We start from the raw sequence: 18563 nt of genomic DNA, 5'->3' as shown, positions 1-18563 counted from the left end.
TGTATAAATATTAAATTTATTTTAGTAATTTTTAAAATTAAGTATTTTAGTTGAAATATTTTTTAAAAAATAGTAATATGAATGTACGAGGCTTTTATGTAATCTGGAATTGATGATAATGAATTTTATAAATATGGTTGATCTGAAAAAGGTAAAAGATTATTTGATAATAAACCCGCATATAAAATAAAGAGAATGAGTATAATTGGTTCACTAAATAAAGGTAAATTAAAAGCCTTATGAGCATTTGAAGGACATTGCAATAGTAAAATTTTTGAATCATATGTTAAAAATAAACTAATTCCAGTATTAAAGCGTGGACAAATTATAGTTTTAGATAATGCAACGTTTCATAAATCTAAATTAACACAACAATTAATTGAAAATGCTGGATGCAAACTATTATTTCTTCCGCCATATTCTCCTAATTTAAATCCAATTGAACATTTTTGATTTGCTATAAAACATAATATAAGAAAAATATTACCAAATTATTGACCAAATATTAAAAAAGCTATTGATTTTGTTTTTCAAGATATGAGTAAACATTACTTTAGTTAGCTATAAATGATAAATGTAATTCATATTTTATTTCTAAAACTTCGATGTTGGTATTTCAAGTGTGAGAACTAGAAAAATTTATAAGTGAAACCATTTGAATAAAAATTAATAATGAAAAATGACAATTTTATATTAAAAATTTAGGTGAGAAATTTAATAAAACTTTTTTACTAGAAGAAATTTTAAAAATTGAAAAAGATTTTATTTTAAAAACTTTTAAAGAAAAATCAAATTTGTAAACAATATGTAACAATGTATAATAATATCGTGTTTAAACAAATATAAAGCGTTGTAAAGAGTTTATGATATGTTTGGATATTCATAAACTCAAATCTCGCTAAAAACAGCAAATATGATTCAAATAAAGGCATATCAATTTAGGTGGTGGTTTTTGTGCAAAAAGTAGATGGTAAAGATATAGCGTGATTATTACGTTGTAAAGAGTGTTCTAAAACTTTGAAAATTAAAGATGTTAAAGAACCATTCCACTGGTGATTTTAAAATGTGTGATAAGCATTTAGAAATGATAGAAAAAAAGTATAATAAATCATGAAATGTCAATTAAAAATAATAGTCAAAAAACAGTTAATATATAGGTTTTTTTATATATTAAATATAGAAAAATGGTATAATTAACATATAAATATTTATTATTTTTTATTAAAAAAAAAAGAAGGTGATAGTAATGCAAAGTGAACAAACATTAGTAGAAATAGCATATAGTTTTTTATGCAAAAAAGAGAAAAGTAGTTTTAATGAAATATGAACACATGTTAAGAAACAATGTAATATTTCTAAAGAAAATGAAGAAAAATTTGCTGGTGAACTTTATACTGGAATTATTTTAAATGCTAATTTTTTCTTGAAAAATGATAAATTTTGATATAAACGTAGTGAAGTTTCATTAGAAGAAATTAAAGAACAACTGACAAGAATTGAAATTTCAAGTAATAGGGAGGAAGAATAATGGAAATGTTTAAAATTGGAGATATTATTGAAGTAACAATTAATAATATTGTAGGTTTTGGTGTTTTTTGTAAATGTCCAAATAATTACACAGGACTAATACATATTTCTAATATAAGTAACAGTTTTGTAAATAATGTAGAAGATTATTTTTCAATTGGTGAAGTCATCAAAGTTGAAATTATTAGCATTGATAATGATAATAAAAAACTTTCATTAAGTACTAAAAATTTGAATGTAGACAAAAAATAAGGAGTAAATAAAACAATGACTAAAAAAGAAAATAAACTTAAAAAAAATATAAAAGAATTTAATGAAGTTATAGAAAAATGTAATCAGGATATATTAGATTTAAAAAAACAAAAAAATGGAAAATTTAAAAATATTTTTTTTAAAATAATAAGTTTTGGGTTTTATGATTGAAATAGAAAAATTGAAAACAAAATAAAATATAATAATTCTATAATAGAATTATTTAAAGAAAAAATATTACAAACCAATAAAATGATAATAAAAATTAATAATAAAAAAACTGCAATGGTAAAAAAACAAAATATTAAAAATGAAATTTCTGAATCAAAAAATATTAATATTTCTTCTAAAACAGAATCATCATTACAACAAAAGGAGAACAAATAATATGAAAAAATTACTAACTACAATAACTCTTAGTGTATTAGTAGGTACAAGTGCAAGTAATTTAAAACCAGTATTTATTAGTAATGTTGTAAATCATGGTTTTAAATCAAATCAATTAAACAATAAAGTGTAACCCATCCAAGTTTAACTTTATATAAAATGTTTTGTTCTTGAACTGATGAAAATAAAAAAATCAATCAAAGATATATAACAACCAAAGAATTAAAAGAATTATTTAATTTGTCTATTGATGATTATGTCTATAATGGCAAATTTCATAGAAAACTATTTGAAAAATATACGATTGAAAAAGCAATAAATGAAATAACAAATATTAATGTTATTTATAAAAAAAATAAAAAAGGGAATAAAGTTCAAAATTATGAATTTACTTGAATAGACTTACTGCATAACTAGTTAACTTTTCATTTTTTTGTTATTATTAAAATAAAATTTGAATAGTTAAGGATAAATTTTATGACATATTTTGAATTAAAAGATAAACCGGATCAATATTTTCGTAAAATAGTTGGTATTAATAAACTAGTTTTTAATGAAATTTTAAATATTTTATTAGATCATCAAAATCTAAAAAATACCACTGGTGGAAGGCCATATAAAATGTCAATAGAAGATAGACTAGTAATGACTTTAAGATATTTATATGAAAATCGTACATATCATAGTATTGGTGCTGAGTATGATATGGTTGATACTACTGCTTTACGAAATATTCGTTCAATTGAAGACATTTTAATAAATAATAATAAGTTTAATAATTTAACAAATAAAAATATTTTTTTAAAAAGAAGAATTCAAAAATAAAATTTTGATAATTGATGTAACAGAAGTAGAAACAGAACGACCAAAATATAATCAAAAAGATTGATTTTCTGGCAAAAAATGAATGCATACTGTTAAGTTTCAAACCATAATTAATGCACATACTAATGAAATTTTAAATATTTTTCCTGATACTGGTAAAAATCATGATTTTAAAACTTTTAAAAATTCAAAGTTAGAATTTTTGTCAGAAACTGTAATTCTTGCAGATAAAGGTTATCAAGGTTTACAAAAAATTCATAGTAATACATTTTTACCCATTAAAACTAGTAAAAATAATCCTAAAACAAGTAAAATTAAAATTTTTAATAAGATTATTAATAAAACTCGCAGAAAAATTGAACATGTTTTTGCATTTTTAAAATGTTTTAAAATTATTGGTTATAAATTTAGAAAAGGTAGAAAACGAATATTTTTAAGATTTAATTTAATTGCAGGATTTTATAATTTATCATTAAAACTTAAAAACGTTATGCAGTAAGTCTAATTAAAAAATTAAAAACACATACTGATAATTATAGCAAAGAGAATACTAATAAAATCAATTCTTTAAACGATAAACAAACACAAATGCTTTTAGACAATATTGATAGTAATTAAAATTAAAACATCACTAAAAACAGCAAATATGAGCCAAATAAAGGCACATACCAAAAAAGGAGTGAGTGTTTATGACAAAAGAAGAAGCAGACCAAATAGCAGAATTGTTTAAATGTGATGAATGTGCACCATCGTTTAGAGTTTTCTGAAGGTAATGTTTAGTAATCTGTGTAACTTACAAAAATAACTATGTTTAATTAATTCTAGTAAATATAATTAAATGACTAGAAAGAGTGAGTTACAGATGGCTAAAAAACAAAGTATTAATAATAATGATCCAATATCAAAAGCAGTAGATTTATTACTAGAAAATACTGAAGATTTAACAACAGTATTTAAAGAAGGAGGATTATATAAAGAATTAACAAAAAGATTAGTAGAAAAGATGTTAAATTCTGAAATGCAAAATTATTTAGGGTATGAAAAAAATCAACATAGTAATAGTGAAAATGCTCGTAATGGTATAAGTTCAAAAAAATTAATAACTCAACAAGGTAAAATTGAAATTAATGTACCAAGAGATCGTAATAGTGATTTTACTCCTGTAATAGTTGCAAAAAGACAGAGAAGATTTGATGAGGCTTTTATGTAATCTGTGTATCTTTGTTTTACAAAGTTACTAGTTCAGATTAATTCTATCTTCAAATTTTATCATAAAATGAGCAATTGCTGTATTTCAATTTTGAATGGGCATTGTTCATTTTTTTGTTATATTTTCAATTGCTAAGTAAAATATTTTGAAAACTGCCATATCATTAGGAAAAACTTTTTTATTTCTGATAACTTTTCGTAATTGACTATTAACAGATTCAATAGCATTTGTAGTATAAATCACTCTTTTAATTTCTGGTGGATAACTAATAAAAACCATTAAATTATCTCAATTTTTATATCAAGATTTAGTAATTTGCGGATATTGTTTATTTCATTTACTTTCAAATGATTCTAAAGCTTGCATTGCTTGTTCTTCACTACATGCACTATAAATTGGTTTTAAATCTGCAACTAAGGTTTTTCGATGTTTGTATGAAACATATTTTAAACTATTTCTAATTTGATGAACTATGCATAATTGATGTTCAGTTTTAGGATAAACTGCTTGTATTGCTTCTGACATGCCTGTTAAATTATCACTACAAGCAATCAAAATATCATTTAAGCCTCGATTTTTCATTTCTGTAAAATTAGCTAGTCAAAATTTAGAACCTTCATTTTCACTAATTCATAAACCTAAAACATCTTTTTTGCCTTCTAAATCCACTCCTAATGCTATATAAACTGATTTGTTAATAATGCGTTTATCTTGCCGTACTTTAACTACTATACAATCAAAATAAACAATAGAATAAATACTTTCTAATGGTCGATTTTGCCACGCCTTGACATCATCTATCACATCATCAGTAATTTGACTAATAACACTTTCACTAATATCTGCACCATGATATAACTCTTGCAACTGCATTCTAATATCTGATAAAGTCATTCCTTTGGCATATAGTGAAAGAACTTGTTGATCAAAGCCATCAAATCTTCTCTGTCTTTTTGCAACTATTACAGGAGTAAAATCACTATTACGATCTCTTGGTACATTAATTTCAATTTTACCTTGTTGAGTTATTAATTTTTTTGAACTTATACCATTACGAGCATTTTCACTATTACTATGTTGATTTTTTTCATACCCTAAATAATTTTGCATTTCAGAATTTAACATCTTTTCTACTAATCTTTTTGTTAATTCTTTATATAATCCTCCTTCTTTAAATACTGTTGTTAAATCTTCAGTATTTTCTAGTAATAAATCTACTGCTTTTGATATTGGATCATTATTATTAATACTTTGTTTTTAGCCATCTGTAACTCACTCTTTCTAGTCATTTAATTATATTTACTAGAATTAATTAAACATAGTTATTTTTGTAAGTTACACAGATTACTAAACATTACCTCTAAAAACTATAATTTGTCCACGCTTTAATACTGGAATTAGTTTATTTTTAACATATGATTCAAAAATTTTACTATTGCAATGTCCTTCAAATGCTCATAAGGCTTTTAATTTACCTTTATTTAGTGAACCAATTATACTCATTCTCTTTATTTTATATGCGGGTTTATTATCAAATAATCTTTTACCTTTTTCAGATCAACCATATTTATAAAATTCATTATCATCAATTCCAGATTCATCAATATATACTAAATCTTCATTCATTATTTTAGCTATTTCTTTTAAAAAATCTTCTTGTTTATTTTTATCTCTTTGTTCATATAGAAAAGTTTTTTTTTATATGTATAGCTAACTAAAGTAATGTTTACTCATATCTTGAAAAACAAAATCAATCGCTTTTTTAATATTTGGTCAATAATTTGGTAATATTTTTCTTATATTATGTTTTATAGCAAATCAAAAATGTTCAATTGGATTTAAATTAGGAGAATATGGCGGAAGAAATAATAGTTTGCATCCAGCATTTTCAATTAATTGTTGTGTTAATTTAGATTTATGAAACGTTGCATTATCTAAAACTATAATTTGTCCACGCTTTAATACTGGAATTAGTTTATTTTTAACATATGATTCAAAAATTTTACTATTGCAATGTCCTTCAAATGCTCATAAGGCTTTTAATTTACCTTTATTTAGTGAACCAATTATACTCATTCTCTTTATTTTATATGCGGGTTTATTATCAAATAATCTTTTACCTTTTTCAGATCAACCATATTTATAAAATTCATTATCATCAATTCCAGATTCATCAATATATACTAAATCTTCATTCATTATTTTAGCTATTTCTTTTAAAAAATCTTCTTGTTTATTTTTATCTCTTTGTTCATATAGAAAAGTTTTTTTTATATGTATAATTTAGTTTTTTAAAATAGTTATAAACTGTTTCTTTAGTCATATTTCCAAATTTATCAATTACTTTTTGAACTGTAACATCTTTATTTTCTGCTAAATAATTTTTTAATTCATCTAAATCCTTTATTTTGTGGCTATGTCCTTTTTGATAATTCAAAATTGGTTTTATATGCCCAGTTTCTTTTTTTCTTTTTCTTCATAAAAATAAAGTCTTTCTAGTGATATTGAACACTTTACAAATTTCTTTAATTTTCATATTTTTACTTTCATAAGCTTTTATTACTTTTCTTCGTAAGTCTTCACTGTATGGTTTTGGCATAATTTAATCTTCCTAATCTATTTTAATTATTGCTGAATTGTACTTTTAAATTCAAAAACTGTTTAAATTACATATTATTATTTTACATTATTTATGAGTAAATATTACTTTAGTTAGCTATATATTAGTTTAAATGCTTATGGTATTTCAAATCTTATTAGTGGTTTAACTGAGTTAATACCTAATAGATTTGAAACAATAAGAAAGATTTGTAATATGGCAACTGGTGGATGTTTAATATCAAGTGGTGTTGCTATGGGTATTAATAATGATTTTAATAATGCTTATGCAGTACCTACCATAATTGCTGGTGCAAGTGAAATAATTCATAATTTACTACCATTAGAAACTACACATCATAATCAAGAAATGGAAGAAACTTCATTTACAAATGAAACTGCAAGATTAATTAATGATAATAGATTTACTATTAATAGTGAAACAATTAGTCAATATGGTAGTGATAATATGAGCGAAGTACCATTAAATCATGATAATGCTTCATTAAATTGAGATTATAATCACATGAGTTTATAATGTTACCTTTAATTATTGAATGAATATATTATGCATTAGCAAGTAATGATATTAAATTAGCATTAATAAATGCTTTAAAAACTTATTATAAAAATCAATCATTAAAAGCAGTATTTGATAGTGAAAATATTAATGAAAAAGAAATACATCAACCATATAGTGTTTTTAATCCAAATATACTTAAAAAATTAACAAGTATATTAAAACCAAGTGAATTATCTATAGCTAACTAAAGTAATATTTACTCATAAATAATGTAAAATAATAATATGTAATTTAAACAGTTTTTGAATTTAAAAGTACAATTCAGCAATAATTAAAATAGATTAGGAAGATTAAATTATGCCAAAACCATACAGTGAAGACTTACGAAGAAAAGTAATAGAAGCTTATGAAAGTAAAAATATGAAAATTAAAGAAATTTGTAAAGTGTTCAATATCACTAGAAAGACTTTATTTTTATGAAGAAAAAGAAAAAAAGAAACTGGGCATATAAAACCAATTTTGAATTATCAAAAAGGACATAGCCACAAAATAAAGGATTTAGATGAATTAAAAAATTATTTAGCAGAAAATAAAGATGTTACAGTTCAAAAAGTAATTGATAAATTTGGAAATATGACTAAAGAAACAGTTTATAACTATTTTAAAAAACTAAATTATACATATAAAAAAAACTTTTCTATATGAACAAAGAGATAAAAATAAACAAGAAGATTTTTTAAAAGAAATAGCTAAAATAATGAATGAAGATTTAGTATATATTGATGAATCTGGAATTGATGATAATGAATTTTATAAATATGGTTGATCTGAAAAAGGTAAAAGATTATTTGATAATAAACCCGCATATAAAATAAAGAGAATGAGTATAATTGGTTCACTAAATAAAGGTAAATTAAAAGCCTTATGAGCATTTGAAGGACATTGCAATAGTAAAATTTTTGAATCATATGTTAAAAATAAACTAATTCCAGTATTAAAGCGTGGACAAATTATAGTTTTAGATAATGCAACGTTTCATAAATCTAAATTAACACAACAATTAATTGAAAATGCTGGATGCAAACTATTATTTCTTCCGCCATATTCTCCTAATTTAAATCCAATTGAACATTTTTGATTTGCTATAAAACATAATATAAGAAAAATATTACCAAATTATTGACCAAATATTAAAAAAGCGATTGATTTTGTTTTTGAAGATATGAGTAAAGATTACTTTAGTTAGCTATATATTACAAAATGAAATTAATAAATTTAAAAATCCAATAAATAGTTTTAAAAAATCTATTATGCCAACAGAAATTAGAACAGTTAAAAATTATGTAAATAAATTTGATAATTTATTTAAAGAAAATGAAGAAGAAATACCAAATAATGCATGAGAAGTATTATCAAGTTCATGATTTAAAAAAGGAAGATTTATTGTTGATAATAAAAATTTAAAAATTGGAACATTAACAACATTATTTCAAAGTGATAATGATAAAAGACAAATATGATATGGTCCATATACTTATCCAACATTTCCACAAGAAATATGAATATTAATGACACAAGCAAAAGGTAAAAATGGTTCTGATGCTGGAACTATATTTTGAAAATTTTGAAATAGAAAATGATTACCAAGTCAATTAAGAAAATATGTTAAAAGTGAATTAGCAAAAAAAGGTAAATATTATGGTTCAAAAGATACAAGTGTAATTTATCCAAATAATATTAATGTACAAAAAACTATGCATTTTATTAATAGATTAGAAAAAGGTTTTTTTAAATTAAAAGAATATAAAACTTTATCTAAAAATGAAATAGGAAGTAATCAATGAAGATATGAAAGAAAACAATTATTAAAAAATTCTTTACATACAAGAAAATATATAAAAATTAAAAGAAATTCTAATTTTTATAAAACATGAAAGTAGGTGATTGAATGGAAATTCAAAAACCAGAGTGAAAAACTAGTTATTTAATTCCTTTTACTCGTGGTAGAAGAGATTATATTAAAGATAGAAAAATATATGATTTTAGTTTATTAAATGATATTCAAAAATTAAGAAAAAAACAATTAGATTCAATTAATTTATTATCATTTATATTAATATCTTTAATTATTACTTTATGAAGTACATTACCACAAACAATAATATTACCTAAATATTTAGAATTTACTAAATTAGGTATGGAAAATGTAGATTGAAAATATAATTGAGGTAATGCTATTTGATTAACGATTATACCTAGTATTGGTGGATTTGGATTACATCATATACCAAATAAAGCACCCCCAAGAATTAAATTTATATTAAATTTAATAATTAAAATAATACCAATAATAATATTAATTATTATTTGATATTTACCAAAAATAGAAAAAGAAATAAGAAAAATAAAAAAAATAGAAAAGGTGGAATAAACATGAATTTATCAAAAGAATTAATAACAGCAGTATTAAGTGGAGCAATAACTACTGGAATTATAGTTACTATTGTTTTACTTTTCTTATCTAAATTTATTAAAAAATCAAAACAAAATAAAATTTCAAAAGAATTAAAAAGAGATAAAGAAATTCAATTTATTATTGAAAATATTAAACAAATAAATTCACAATTACAATTAGAAACTACATCAGTTGCAAAATTACTTGATAGTTTTAATAATGATAATGAAAAAGATGAAGTATTTAAAAATACTATTATTAGTAAAAGAGCAAAACGTAAAGAATTATCAGAAAAAGATAAGAAAAAAGCAACTAAAGTTGAAATTTAAAGGGTTTAAATACCCTTTATTTTACATTAAGGAGTAAATTATTATGGCTATTAAAGACCCATTAATGTTTATTACAATTGAAGAATTTAAAAATTAGACTTACTGCATAACGTTTTTAAGTTTTAATGATAAATTATAAAATCCTGCAATTAAATTAAATCTTAAAAATATTCGTTTTCTACCTTTTCTAAATTTATAACCAATAATTTTAAAACATTTTAAAAATGCAAAAACATGTTCAATTTTTCTGCGAGTTTTATTAATAATCTTATTAAAAATTTTAATTTTACTTGTTTTAGGATTATTTTTACTAGTTTTAATGGGTAAAAATGTATTACTATGAATTTTTTGTAAACCTTGATAACCTTTATCTGCAAGAATTACAGTTTCTGACAAAAATTCTAACTTTGAATTTTTAAAAGTTTTAAAATCATGATTTTTACCAGTATCAGGAAAAATATTTAAAATTTCATTAGTATGTGCATTAATTATGGTTTGAAACTTAACAGTATGCATTCATTTTTTGCCAGAAAATCAATCTTTTTGATTATATTTTGGTCGTTCTGTTTCTACTTCTGTTACATCAATTATCAAAATTTTATTTTTGAATTCTTCTTTTTAAAAAAATATTTTTATTTGTTAAATTATTAAACTTATTATTATTTATTAAAATGTCTTCAATTGAACGAATATTTCGTAAAGCAGTAGTATCAACCATATCATACTCAGCACCAATACTATGATATAGCTAACTAAAGTAATGTTTACTCATATCTTGAAAAACAAAATCAATCGCTTTTTTAATATTTGGTCAATAATTTGGTAATATTTTTCTTATATTATGTTTTATAGCAAATCAAAAATGTTCAATTGGATTTAAATTAGGAGAATATGGCGGAAGAAATAATAGTTTGCATCCAGCATTTTCAATTAATTGTTGTGTTAATTTAGATTTATGAAACGTTGCATTATCTAAAACTATAATTTGTCCACGCTTTAATACTGGAATTAGTTTATTTTTAACATATGATTCAAAAATTTTACTATTGCAATGTCCTTTAAATGCTCATAAGGCTTTTAATTTACCTTTATTTAGTGAACCAATTATACTCATTCTCTTTATTTTATATGCGGGTTTATTATCAAATAATCTTTTACCTTTTTCAGATCAACCATATTTATAAAATTCATTATCATCAATTCCAGATTCATCAATATATACTAAATCTTCATTCATTATTTTAGCTATTTCTTTTAAAAAATCTTCTTGTTTATTTTTATCTCTTTGTTCATATAGAAAAGTTTTTTTTATATGTATAATTTAGTTTTTTAAAATAGTTATAAACTGTTTCTTTAGTCATATTTCCAAATTTATCAATTACTTTTTGAACTGTAACATCTTTATTTTCTGCTAAATAATTTTTTAATTCATCTAAATCCTTTATTTTGTGGCTATGTCCTTTTTGATAATTCAAAATTGGTTTTATATGCCCAGTTTCTTTTTTTCTTTTTCTTCATAAAAATAAAGTCTTTCTAGTGATATTGAACACTTTACAAATTTCTTTAATTTTCATATTTTTACTTTCATAAGCTTCTATTACTTTTCTTCGTAAGTCTTCACTGTATGGTTTTGGCATAATTTAATCTTCCTAATCTATTTTAATTATTGCTGAATTGTACTTTTAAATTCAAAAACTGTTTAAATTACATATTATTATTTTACATTATTTATGAGTAAATATTACTTTAGTTAGCTATATGTACGATTTTCATATAAATATCTTAAAGTCATTACTAGTCTATCTTCTATTGACATTTTATATGGCCTTCCACCAGTGGTATTTTTTAGATTTTGATGATCTAATAAAATATTTAAAATTTCATTAAAAACTAGTTTATTAATACCAACTATTTTACGAAAATATTGATCCGGTTTATCTTTTAATTCAAAATATGTCATAAAATTTATCCTTAACTATTCAAATTTTATTTTAATAATAACAAAAAAATGAAAAGTTAACTAGTTATGCAGTAAGTCTATTGAAAAGGTTTTAATAAATTAGAATTTGATGATACTACAACACCAGATAATGAAATTTGATTTGCTATTTCAGTTGCAAGTAATAATATTGATTATTTAAGTGGACATTCTATTTCAAAAAAATGACCAGAAACTACATTAACAGAATTTACTGATGAAATACAAACTGCAACTGCACATTATGTTAGATTTTTATTAACAAAAGATAGTAATTATATTCGTGGTCAATCAAGTATTAGTCAAGGTGGTATGACTTATAGTGAAACTAATCCTACTGACCCTTATTTTATTGTTCCAGAAGTATTTAATTGTTTAAGAAAAATTAAAGAATATCCAAATATTACTGGTTTTAATTTAGATGTTTTACCTAAAAGAAATGATTTTTTTAGTAATTTTTATAGTAATTGTGGTGAAGATAGTCCTTTTACAAGATATTTAGAATTAATAAATTTTAAAACAAATGATACAAGAGTAAAAATATATCTTAAACATCCTAAAAATTTAATTGGAACTGAAGTATGAATTGATACTACTGGTATTAAATCAAGTGATAGTCATTCATTATGAGAAGTGAATAAGGAAAATCCTAATTTTATTAAACCAAAAGATGATAAAGGAATTGATGTTAATGGTAAAAGAATTATTGATGTTGGTACACCTACATTTTTAAGTGATGCAACTAATAAAGAATATGTTGATAAAAAACAAGATAAATTAATTGCTGGTGAAAATATTAAGATTGATGAAAATAATAAAATTAGTGCTACTGGTGGTTCTACTGATTTAACTGATTATTATAAAAAAGAAGAAGTAGATAAAAAATTAGACAATAAAATGGATAAAGACCAATTTATAGCTAACTAAAGTAATATTTACTCATAAATAATGTAAAATAATAATATGTAATTTAAACAGTTTTTGAATTTAAAAGTACAATTCAGCAATAATTAAAATAGATTAGGAAGATTAAATTATGCCAAAACCATACAGTGAAGACTTACGAAGATAAAAATAAACAAGAAGATTTTTTAAAAGAAATAGCTAAAATAATGAATGAAGATTTAGTATATATTGATGAATCTGGAATTGATGATAATGAATTTTATAAATATGGTTGATCTGAAAAAGGTAAAAGATTATTTGATAATAAACCCGCATATAAAATAAAGAGAATGAGTATAATTGGTTCACTAAATAAAGGTAAATTAAAAGCCTTATGAGCATTTGAAGGACATTGCAATAGTAAAATTTTTGAATCATATGTTAAAAATAAACTAATTCCAGTATTAAAGCGTGGACAAATTATAGTTTTAGATAATGCAACGTTTCATAAATCTAAATTAACACAACAATTAATTGAAAATGCTGGATGCAAACTATTATTTCTTCCGCCATATTCTCCTAATTTAAATCCAATTGAACATTTTTGATTTGCTATAAAACATAATATAAGAAAAATATTACCAAATTATTGACCAAATATTAAAAAAGCGATTGATTTTGTTTTTCAAGATATGAGTAAACATTACTTTAGTTAGCTATAAATATGCTTTTGCTATCAATACTATTGGTACTGAAATCCCTACTTTAGAAACTACTAATAAAACTATTGCTGGTGCTATTAATGAAATATTTAAAAAACAACCACAACCAATTCCAAATATTCCACAATGAAAAGAAGTAGGAACAAAAGTTAATATAAATCATATTAAATATAATTTTAAATCAAATACTAAATATAAAATTTATTATAATTTTGAAAGTCAATCAAGTAATAAGAAATTTGCTTTTATGTCTAAAGAATTTTTATACGGTGAGTTGAATACTGATGTTCAAACATTATATTGAGATAAAGTTAATGAGAGAATAATAATTTCTTTACAAATGCAAAATGATACCATTGCTGTTGTTAGTGACCCTACAAGATATGGTCAACTTTTAAAATTAGAAGAATTACAGGAATAATATTATGAATAAAGAATTTACTTATTTGCATGAAATTAGTTATTGATTATTAAATAAAAGTGATTTTACTCATAGTGAATATAATTTAAGTGGAAGTAGATATTCAAGTAAAACATATAGTATTGCAGAAGAATTAGCAATATTAATAGCAATTTCAATTAAAGTTAATAAATCTATTGCTATATATTGCTTTAGAAAATTAAATAAAGATATTAATGAATTAACAAAAGAAATTGATGAAGCATTAATTAATATTGGTTTTGATTATAAAGATTTTACTTTAAAATATCCAAATAAACAAGCAGATTTTCGTTTTAAGAGTAGTAAATCATTTATTAGAATTATGGGTGTATATAGTAATTCAAATGATAGAATGCCACTTAAAGGACTTTCTCGTAGTGAAATAAAAGGATTTGATTTAGCAATTGAATGATGTGAAGAAGCAAATGAATTTAGTCAACAAGAATTTCAAGCAATAACATTTGCATTAGGTAATGCTAAAAAAAACTATTAAAATTAGAAGTTGTAATCCAGATAATATTTATCAATATTTTATTGAATATATGAATAAAATTGTACCTTTTAATTTAGATTTAATGAAAGAAAATAATGAACAAATTAAATCAGTATTTGATAATAATATTTTTAAATTATTTCATTATTCAAATTGAAAATTAAATCAACATAATTTAAAACAAGATAAAATTAATGATTTAGAAGAATTAAAAATACTTGACCCTATTAAAGCACAAAGTTGATATTATGGTGTACCAAGTGTTTTAACTGGTTCTATATTTGCTAGATATTTAGATAAACTTAAAACTGAATTAGATTTTAATGTTAATGAAATAGTTGGTGGTTTAGATTTAGGTTTTGCTACAAGTTCACAAGCACATCCTACTGTTGCTGTTTTATGTTTTATTGGTGAAAATGAAAAAACTAGAAGAATACATCAAGAAAGTGAATTTTATCATAGTAATGCAATAATGAAATTTAAAGATACTTATGAATTAGCAAATAATATTATTGATTATTATTTAGATGAAAGTATTAAATTTCAAGCAATGAAATTTGGTTTTACTTGTTATGTTGATTATGGTAGTTGTGGATTAGCAGTTATTGATATTTTAAAAAAAGAAGTAGAAAAAAGAAAAATAAATTGATTAAATTTTACTCCAGTAGATAAAACTACAATGTATTTAAGAGATAGAATTGATTGAGATACTATTTGTATGATTAAAGGTATATTAAGTATTAATTGAAAAAAATGTCCTAATACACATGAAGAATTATCAAAAATGCAATGATTATCAAAATCTAAATTAGAAAATTCAAATAATGAACCACAAATGCTTGATTTATATGATAATTGTTGAGACGCAAGAATGTATGCTTCAATGCATAAAATGAAATGATTAATTAATAATATTGATAATGAATTATTAATTAATAAAAATAAATTTTAGGAGTGATAAAAATGAATAATCCATTAGAATATCTTTCTTGTAATAAAAGAGAATGATATAGTGATATTCCTATGAGAATTGCTCAAAAATCAACTAAATTATGATTAGGTAAAGGTTTATTATTTGATAGTGAAAAAGAAACTATTTTAAAATATTTTACTAATAAAATTATTAGTGATAAATGATTTGAAAAATTATATAAATTTGGAATTCAAGAAAGTTTACTTGGAAAAGTATATATAATGCCTATTATTTATAAAGATAATAGTACAAGTTTAAAAGTATTACCTAATAGTTTTGCTGGAAGAGTTGCTAAATATAATGAAGAAGAACAAGCAGCAGAATTCTTTTTTATAAATGAACAAGCAGATAGTGCAACTTTAACTTGAGTAATTGCTGAAAATGGAAAAATAAGATTTGAAACTTATAAAAATGATAATAAAAATGAAAAAGAAATTATTTTAGGAACAGCACATACAAAATTAAAACCTAATTTAATACCAAAATATAGTTATGAAATTAAAAATCCTTGAAATTATTTACCAATATTAGAAATAACAAATTTACCAATGGTTAATTTTTATGGTAATTCAACAACTTTAAATGCATATCCAGATACTTATCCAGTATGAAATTTAATTGAATATTATCATAAATCTTATACTCAAAGAAATGTTGATAGAGAATTAAATGTTACAACTTTATTTGGTGCATTTGATAATGAAACTGTTAAAAATATGATTGAACATGGAAAAATAATTGATAATCCTAAAAAAAATATTGTAGTTAATGTTGGTACTGCTGGATATAATAAATCTGGTGCTGGTGGTATGGAAGTTATACAAGGTGATTTTAAAGCTAGTAATTATATTTTAGATAAAGATGATTTAGGTAAAGATATATGAAATGGTGCTGGTTATGATTATCATGAATTTTCTGGTGTAAATTATGAAAATAAAACTAAATCATTATTTAATAATAAAAATGATATGGAAACAACAGAAACTAAAATAAGTCATTATTCATATTATTTTTATAGATTTTTTGATATGTTATTAATTCATGAAAATTTATGAAATGGTAAAGGTGATAGACCTTATAGTTTTAAATTTTTACCTATTGCTATGACTGACCAATTATTAAAACAAGAAATGATTAGTCAAAGATTAGCAGATAAAACAATTTCATATAAAAATGCAATTAGTGAATTAGATGAAGTAACAAAACAACAAGCAAAAAAACATTATAAAGAAATAATTGATGAAGATAAACAAACAATAAAATTATTAGGAGAAAATGAAAATGATACATCAACAAATTCAATTAATGAAACATCTACATCTTCAATTAAAAAGACAACAATTACTAATTAAAAGATGTAGTTATTGAAAAATATTTCCATTTATTATAAATAATGGTGCTATACCTTTAACTGAAACTGGTTATAAACCAATTAATAGTAAAATAAGTGATTTTGGACAATATGAATTAATATTAACTGGTAATACTCCAGTTGTATGTATTTGAAAAAATAGTACAAAAATATATCAAAAAAATAAAGGTAAAATTGACCCAAATACTCATAAAACTACTGGTCAAGATGAATTTTATACTAAACAATATAAAATTGGTGATTATTGAAATGCTTATTTAATTGATGATACAAGTGGTGTTGATTTTAGTAATTTACCAAATAATCAAATTTTTAAAACAGTACAAACTAAAAGACAATATACTTTAGTTATGTTTGAAGAACATATTACAATTGATGATTATTTACAATTTTTTGTTGTATTTAATGATGAAAATGAAAATATTGGTGGTAATAGTGCTAAAAATCAAGATAGACAATTATTATATATTTCAAATGTAACAACAAATTATTATAGTCCTTATAATGGTGCATTTAGTATGCAAGTATTAACTTTTAGTAGTTTAAATGATAGAGTAGTTGCAAGTGGTCAAAATACACTTGATTTTGTACAATATGCAAGCCCGGGTAGTGGTTATGCTTTTCCTACTATTCAACAAGGAAAAGTAACATTAAATCGTACTTTAATGAAAGATATAGGAGTAAGATATAGTCATAGACAAAGTTATGGATTAGAATTATTATCAAGTTGTTATTATTATGGAAGACCAATAATTCAAGGTCAAGAACCTATTCAACAAAATAATGAAGAAATATTTGAAAGTAAAGTATTTGCTTCAAGAAGATTATTTATTGCTGGTAATAATGACAATTCTACAACAGATATTAAAAATAATGGTGGTTTACTTGCTGGTATAAATGATAAAATAACAACAAGTAGTCATCCAGAAACAACATTTTATAATATAATGGATGCAAAACCAACTGGATTTACTAATTTTAAAAATTTTACAGAATGATTAAAAACTTCATTAAATTTTCAAGATAATTTATTTGTAACAAAAGATTTTAAAGGTATGTTAGCATTTGATAAAGATAAAGCAACTAAAAGTAATGGTACAGCAATTGGAGAAGCAAAATTCTTTTGAGATAGTGAATGAAATATAAATAATTTAACAGGTAATTATAATGTAGATATGAGTAGTAATTTTAAATATAAAGACCCAGATACTCATTTAATTATAGGAAGTCCAACTGTTGATTATAGTAAAATAACACAAAAATATATGTCAGCAATATTAAATTTTAATAGTGTAGTATTTAGTCCTTTAATACAAATGCCTTATGATTCAAATCAATGATTACCATTTGCTTTAAGTGATATTCCTTTAATTGGTAAATTATTAAATGCTTTAACATTAGGTATTTGAAGTAGTTGAGTTATTACTCAAAATGCTCAACAATATAAAAAAATGTTATATTTTAATGGTTTTATGAGTGCATTTTTTACAAGTAATTTAGAAAGTATTATTGGTAATGGTGGTTTAATTCCTTTAAATGCATTTACAAAGATTGGATGGGTTACACTTTATTGGACACTAATTACGTAGACA

Annotated in this window: 30 protein-coding genes and 1 pseudogene; 23 read left to right on the top strand and 8 right to left on the bottom strand. The window is 22.3% G+C overall.

What is annotated here, in order from left to right:
- The first annotated feature begins 108 nt into the window (after nt 1-108).
- From ACQH26_RS03580 to ACQH26_RS03540, 9 genes and pseudogenes are all read left to right on the top strand, one after another.
- Nucleotides 109-561 carry an IS630 family transposase gene (locus ACQH26_RS03580; RefSeq protein ID WP_425383072.1) on the top strand — a complete coding sequence of 151 codons (453 nt, stop codon included), beginning with the start codon at nt 109-111 and terminating at the stop codon, nt 559-561.
- A 685-nt stretch (nt 562-1246) separates the two neighbouring features.
- Nucleotides 1247-1528: a DNA-directed RNA polymerase subunit delta gene (gene rpoE, locus ACQH26_RS03575; RefSeq protein ID WP_425382869.1), complete on the top strand. Its 282-nt coding sequence runs from the start codon at nt 1247-1249 to the stop codon at nt 1526-1528.
- Nucleotides 1529-1533: 5 nt separating this feature from the next.
- Entirely contained in the window at nt 1534-1779 is a 246-nt protein-coding gene (locus ACQH26_RS03570; RefSeq protein ID WP_425382868.1) for a S1 RNA-binding domain-containing protein, read from the top strand.
- Nucleotides 1780-1794: 15 nt separating this feature from the next.
- Nucleotides 1795-2166 (top strand): hypothetical protein, encoded by a 372-nt coding sequence (locus tag ACQH26_RS03565; RefSeq protein WP_425382867.1) that lies wholly within the window; start codon nt 1795-1797, stop codon nt 2164-2166.
- Nucleotide 2167: 1 nt separating this feature from the next.
- On the top strand, nt 2168-2299 hold the full coding sequence (locus ACQH26_RS03560; protein WP_425382866.1) for a hypothetical protein: 132 nt from the start codon (nt 2168-2170) through the stop codon (nt 2297-2299).
- Between the two features lie 26 nt (nt 2300-2325).
- Complete coding sequence (locus ACQH26_RS03555; RefSeq protein ID WP_425382865.1) at nt 2326-2583, top strand: hypothetical protein; 258 nt, start codon at nt 2326-2328, stop codon at nt 2581-2583.
- Nucleotides 2584-2643: 60 nt separating this feature from the next.
- Nucleotides 2644-2991: a transposase family protein gene (locus ACQH26_RS03550; protein ID WP_425381897.1), complete on the top strand. Its 348-nt coding sequence runs from the start codon at nt 2644-2646 to the stop codon at nt 2989-2991.
- 4 nt (nt 2992-2995) lie between these two features.
- A complete protein-coding gene (locus ACQH26_RS03545) occupies nt 2996-3490 on the top strand; it encodes a transposase family protein (protein ID WP_425381872.1) in 495 nt (164 codons plus the stop codon).
- A 363-nt stretch (nt 3491-3853) separates the two neighbouring features.
- Nucleotides 3854-4186: pseudogene (locus ACQH26_RS03540) on the top strand (transposase); the annotation flags it as partial.
- A 42-nt stretch (nt 4187-4228) separates the two neighbouring features.
- On the opposite strand, the gene ACQH26_RS03535 reads toward ACQH26_RS03540, so the two are convergent.
- From ACQH26_RS03535 to ACQH26_RS03520, 4 genes are all read right to left on the bottom strand, one after another.
- Entirely contained in the window at nt 4229-5449 is a 1221-nt protein-coding gene (locus ACQH26_RS03535; protein WP_425383071.1) for an IS256 family transposase, read from the bottom strand.
- Nucleotides 5450-5548: 99 nt separating this feature from the next.
- Nucleotides 5549-5827: a transposase gene (locus ACQH26_RS03530; protein WP_425382864.1), complete on the bottom strand. Its 279-nt coding sequence runs from the start codon at nt 5825-5827 to the stop codon at nt 5549-5551.
- A gap of 84 nt (nt 5828-5911) precedes the next feature.
- Nucleotides 5912-6400 carry an IS630 family transposase gene (locus tag ACQH26_RS03525; RefSeq protein WP_425381862.1) on the bottom strand — a complete coding sequence of 163 codons (489 nt, stop codon included), beginning with the start codon at nt 6398-6400 and terminating at the stop codon, nt 5912-5914.
- Between the two features lie 40 nt (nt 6401-6440).
- Nucleotides 6441-6800 (bottom strand): helix-turn-helix domain-containing protein, encoded by a 360-nt coding sequence (locus ACQH26_RS03520; protein ID WP_425382087.1) that lies wholly within the window; start codon nt 6798-6800, stop codon nt 6441-6443.
- A gap of 216 nt (nt 6801-7016) precedes the next feature.
- Between ACQH26_RS03520 and ACQH26_RS03515 the strand changes: the two genes are divergently transcribed.
- From ACQH26_RS03515 to ACQH26_RS03485, 7 genes are all read left to right on the top strand, one after another.
- Nucleotides 7017-7337 (top strand): hypothetical protein, encoded by a 321-nt coding sequence (locus ACQH26_RS03515; RefSeq protein WP_425381916.1) that lies wholly within the window; start codon nt 7017-7019, stop codon nt 7335-7337.
- Nucleotides 7337-7570, top strand: a complete 234-nt coding sequence (locus ACQH26_RS03510; protein ID WP_425382863.1) for a hypothetical protein — start codon at nt 7337-7339, stop codon at nt 7568-7570. Before ACQH26_RS03515 ends, ACQH26_RS03510 begins: the two co-directional genes overlap by 1 nt.
- Before the next feature lie 109 nt (nt 7571-7679).
- Nucleotides 7680-8039, top strand: a complete 360-nt coding sequence (locus ACQH26_RS03505; RefSeq protein WP_425381863.1) for a helix-turn-helix domain-containing protein — start codon at nt 7680-7682, stop codon at nt 8037-8039.
- Between the two features lie 40 nt (nt 8040-8079).
- The gene (locus ACQH26_RS03500; RefSeq protein ID WP_425382862.1) at nt 8080-8568 is read left to right on the top strand and encodes an IS630 family transposase; all 489 of its coding nucleotides are present in this window, start codon (nt 8080-8082) and stop codon (nt 8566-8568) included.
- Nucleotides 8537-9262, top strand: coding sequence for a hypothetical protein (locus ACQH26_RS03495; RefSeq protein ID WP_425382861.1), 726 nt, complete (start codon nt 8537-8539; stop codon nt 9260-9262). The genes ACQH26_RS03500 and ACQH26_RS03495 overlap by 32 nt, the downstream gene beginning before the upstream one ends.
- A gap of 8 nt (nt 9263-9270) precedes the next feature.
- Nucleotides 9271-9753: a hypothetical protein gene (locus tag ACQH26_RS03490; RefSeq protein WP_425381914.1), complete on the top strand. Its 483-nt coding sequence runs from the start codon at nt 9271-9273 to the stop codon at nt 9751-9753.
- Nucleotides 9754-9755: 2 nt separating this feature from the next.
- Nucleotides 9756-10106, top strand: coding sequence for a hypothetical protein (locus ACQH26_RS03485; RefSeq protein WP_425381913.1), 351 nt, complete (start codon nt 9756-9758; stop codon nt 10104-10106).
- A 99-nt stretch (nt 10107-10205) separates the two neighbouring features.
- Here the strand turns inward: ACQH26_RS03485 and ACQH26_RS03480 are convergent, their stop codons facing one another.
- The 4 genes from ACQH26_RS03480 to ACQH26_RS03465 form a co-directional block, all read right to left on the bottom strand.
- Nucleotides 10206-10700: a transposase family protein gene (locus ACQH26_RS03480; RefSeq protein WP_425381872.1), complete on the bottom strand. Its 495-nt coding sequence runs from the start codon at nt 10698-10700 to the stop codon at nt 10206-10208.
- 154 nt (nt 10701-10854) lie between these two features.
- Nucleotides 10855-11343 (bottom strand): IS630 family transposase, encoded by a 489-nt coding sequence (locus ACQH26_RS03475; RefSeq protein WP_425382860.1) that lies wholly within the window; start codon nt 11341-11343, stop codon nt 10855-10857.
- Nucleotides 11344-11383: 40 nt separating this feature from the next.
- Nucleotides 11384-11743 (bottom strand): helix-turn-helix domain-containing protein, encoded by a 360-nt coding sequence (locus ACQH26_RS03470; protein ID WP_425381863.1) that lies wholly within the window; start codon nt 11741-11743, stop codon nt 11384-11386.
- 113 nt (nt 11744-11856) lie between these two features.
- A complete protein-coding gene (locus ACQH26_RS03465) occupies nt 11857-12066 on the bottom strand; it encodes a hypothetical protein (protein WP_425381870.1) in 210 nt (69 codons plus the stop codon).
- A 330-nt stretch (nt 12067-12396) separates the two neighbouring features.
- Here ACQH26_RS03465 and ACQH26_RS03460 point away from each other — a divergent pair, with 330 nt between their 5' ends.
- The 7 genes from ACQH26_RS03460 (at nt 12397) to ACQH26_RS03430 (ending at nt 18560) form a co-directional block, all read left to right on the top strand.
- On the top strand, nt 12397-13011 hold the full coding sequence (locus tag ACQH26_RS03460) for a hypothetical protein (RefSeq protein ID WP_425382859.1): 615 nt from the start codon (nt 12397-12399) through the stop codon (nt 13009-13011).
- 185 nt (nt 13012-13196) lie between these two features.
- Nucleotides 13197-13685, top strand: coding sequence for an IS630 family transposase (locus ACQH26_RS03455; protein WP_425381862.1), 489 nt, complete (start codon nt 13197-13199; stop codon nt 13683-13685).
- Nucleotides 13648-14112 (top strand): hypothetical protein, encoded by a 465-nt coding sequence (locus ACQH26_RS03450; protein WP_425382858.1) that lies wholly within the window; start codon nt 13648-13650, stop codon nt 14110-14112. Before ACQH26_RS03455 ends, ACQH26_RS03450 begins: the two co-directional genes overlap by 38 nt.
- 4 nt (nt 14113-14116) lie before the next feature.
- Nucleotides 14117-14626, top strand: a complete 510-nt coding sequence (locus tag ACQH26_RS03445) for a hypothetical protein (RefSeq protein ID WP_425382857.1) — start codon at nt 14117-14119, stop codon at nt 14624-14626.
- 49 nt (nt 14627-14675) lie between these two features.
- Nucleotides 14676-15578 carry a hypothetical protein gene (locus tag ACQH26_RS03440; RefSeq protein WP_425382856.1) on the top strand — a complete coding sequence of 301 codons (903 nt, stop codon included), beginning with the start codon at nt 14676-14678 and terminating at the stop codon, nt 15576-15578.
- An 11-nt stretch (nt 15579-15589) separates the two neighbouring features.
- Nucleotides 15590-16951: a hypothetical protein gene (locus ACQH26_RS03435; protein WP_425382855.1), complete on the top strand. Its 1362-nt coding sequence runs from the start codon at nt 15590-15592 to the stop codon at nt 16949-16951.
- Nucleotides 16881-18560 carry a hypothetical protein gene (locus ACQH26_RS03430; RefSeq protein ID WP_425382854.1) on the top strand — a complete coding sequence of 560 codons (1680 nt, stop codon included), beginning with the start codon at nt 16881-16883 and terminating at the stop codon, nt 18558-18560. The genes ACQH26_RS03435 and ACQH26_RS03430 overlap by 71 nt, the downstream gene beginning before the upstream one ends.
- Nucleotides 18561-18563 lie beyond the last annotated feature (3 nt).

The sequence above is a fragment of the Spiroplasma endosymbiont of Melieria omissa genome, assembly GCF_964031175.1.
Taxonomy (GTDB): Bacteria; Bacillota_I; Bacilli_A; order Mycoplasmatales; family VBWQ01; genus Spiroplasma_E; species Spiroplasma_E ixodetis_A.
The sequence above is the reverse complement of the archived record's forward strand: the minus strand, read 5'-3'. Positions and strand labels throughout refer to the sequence as shown.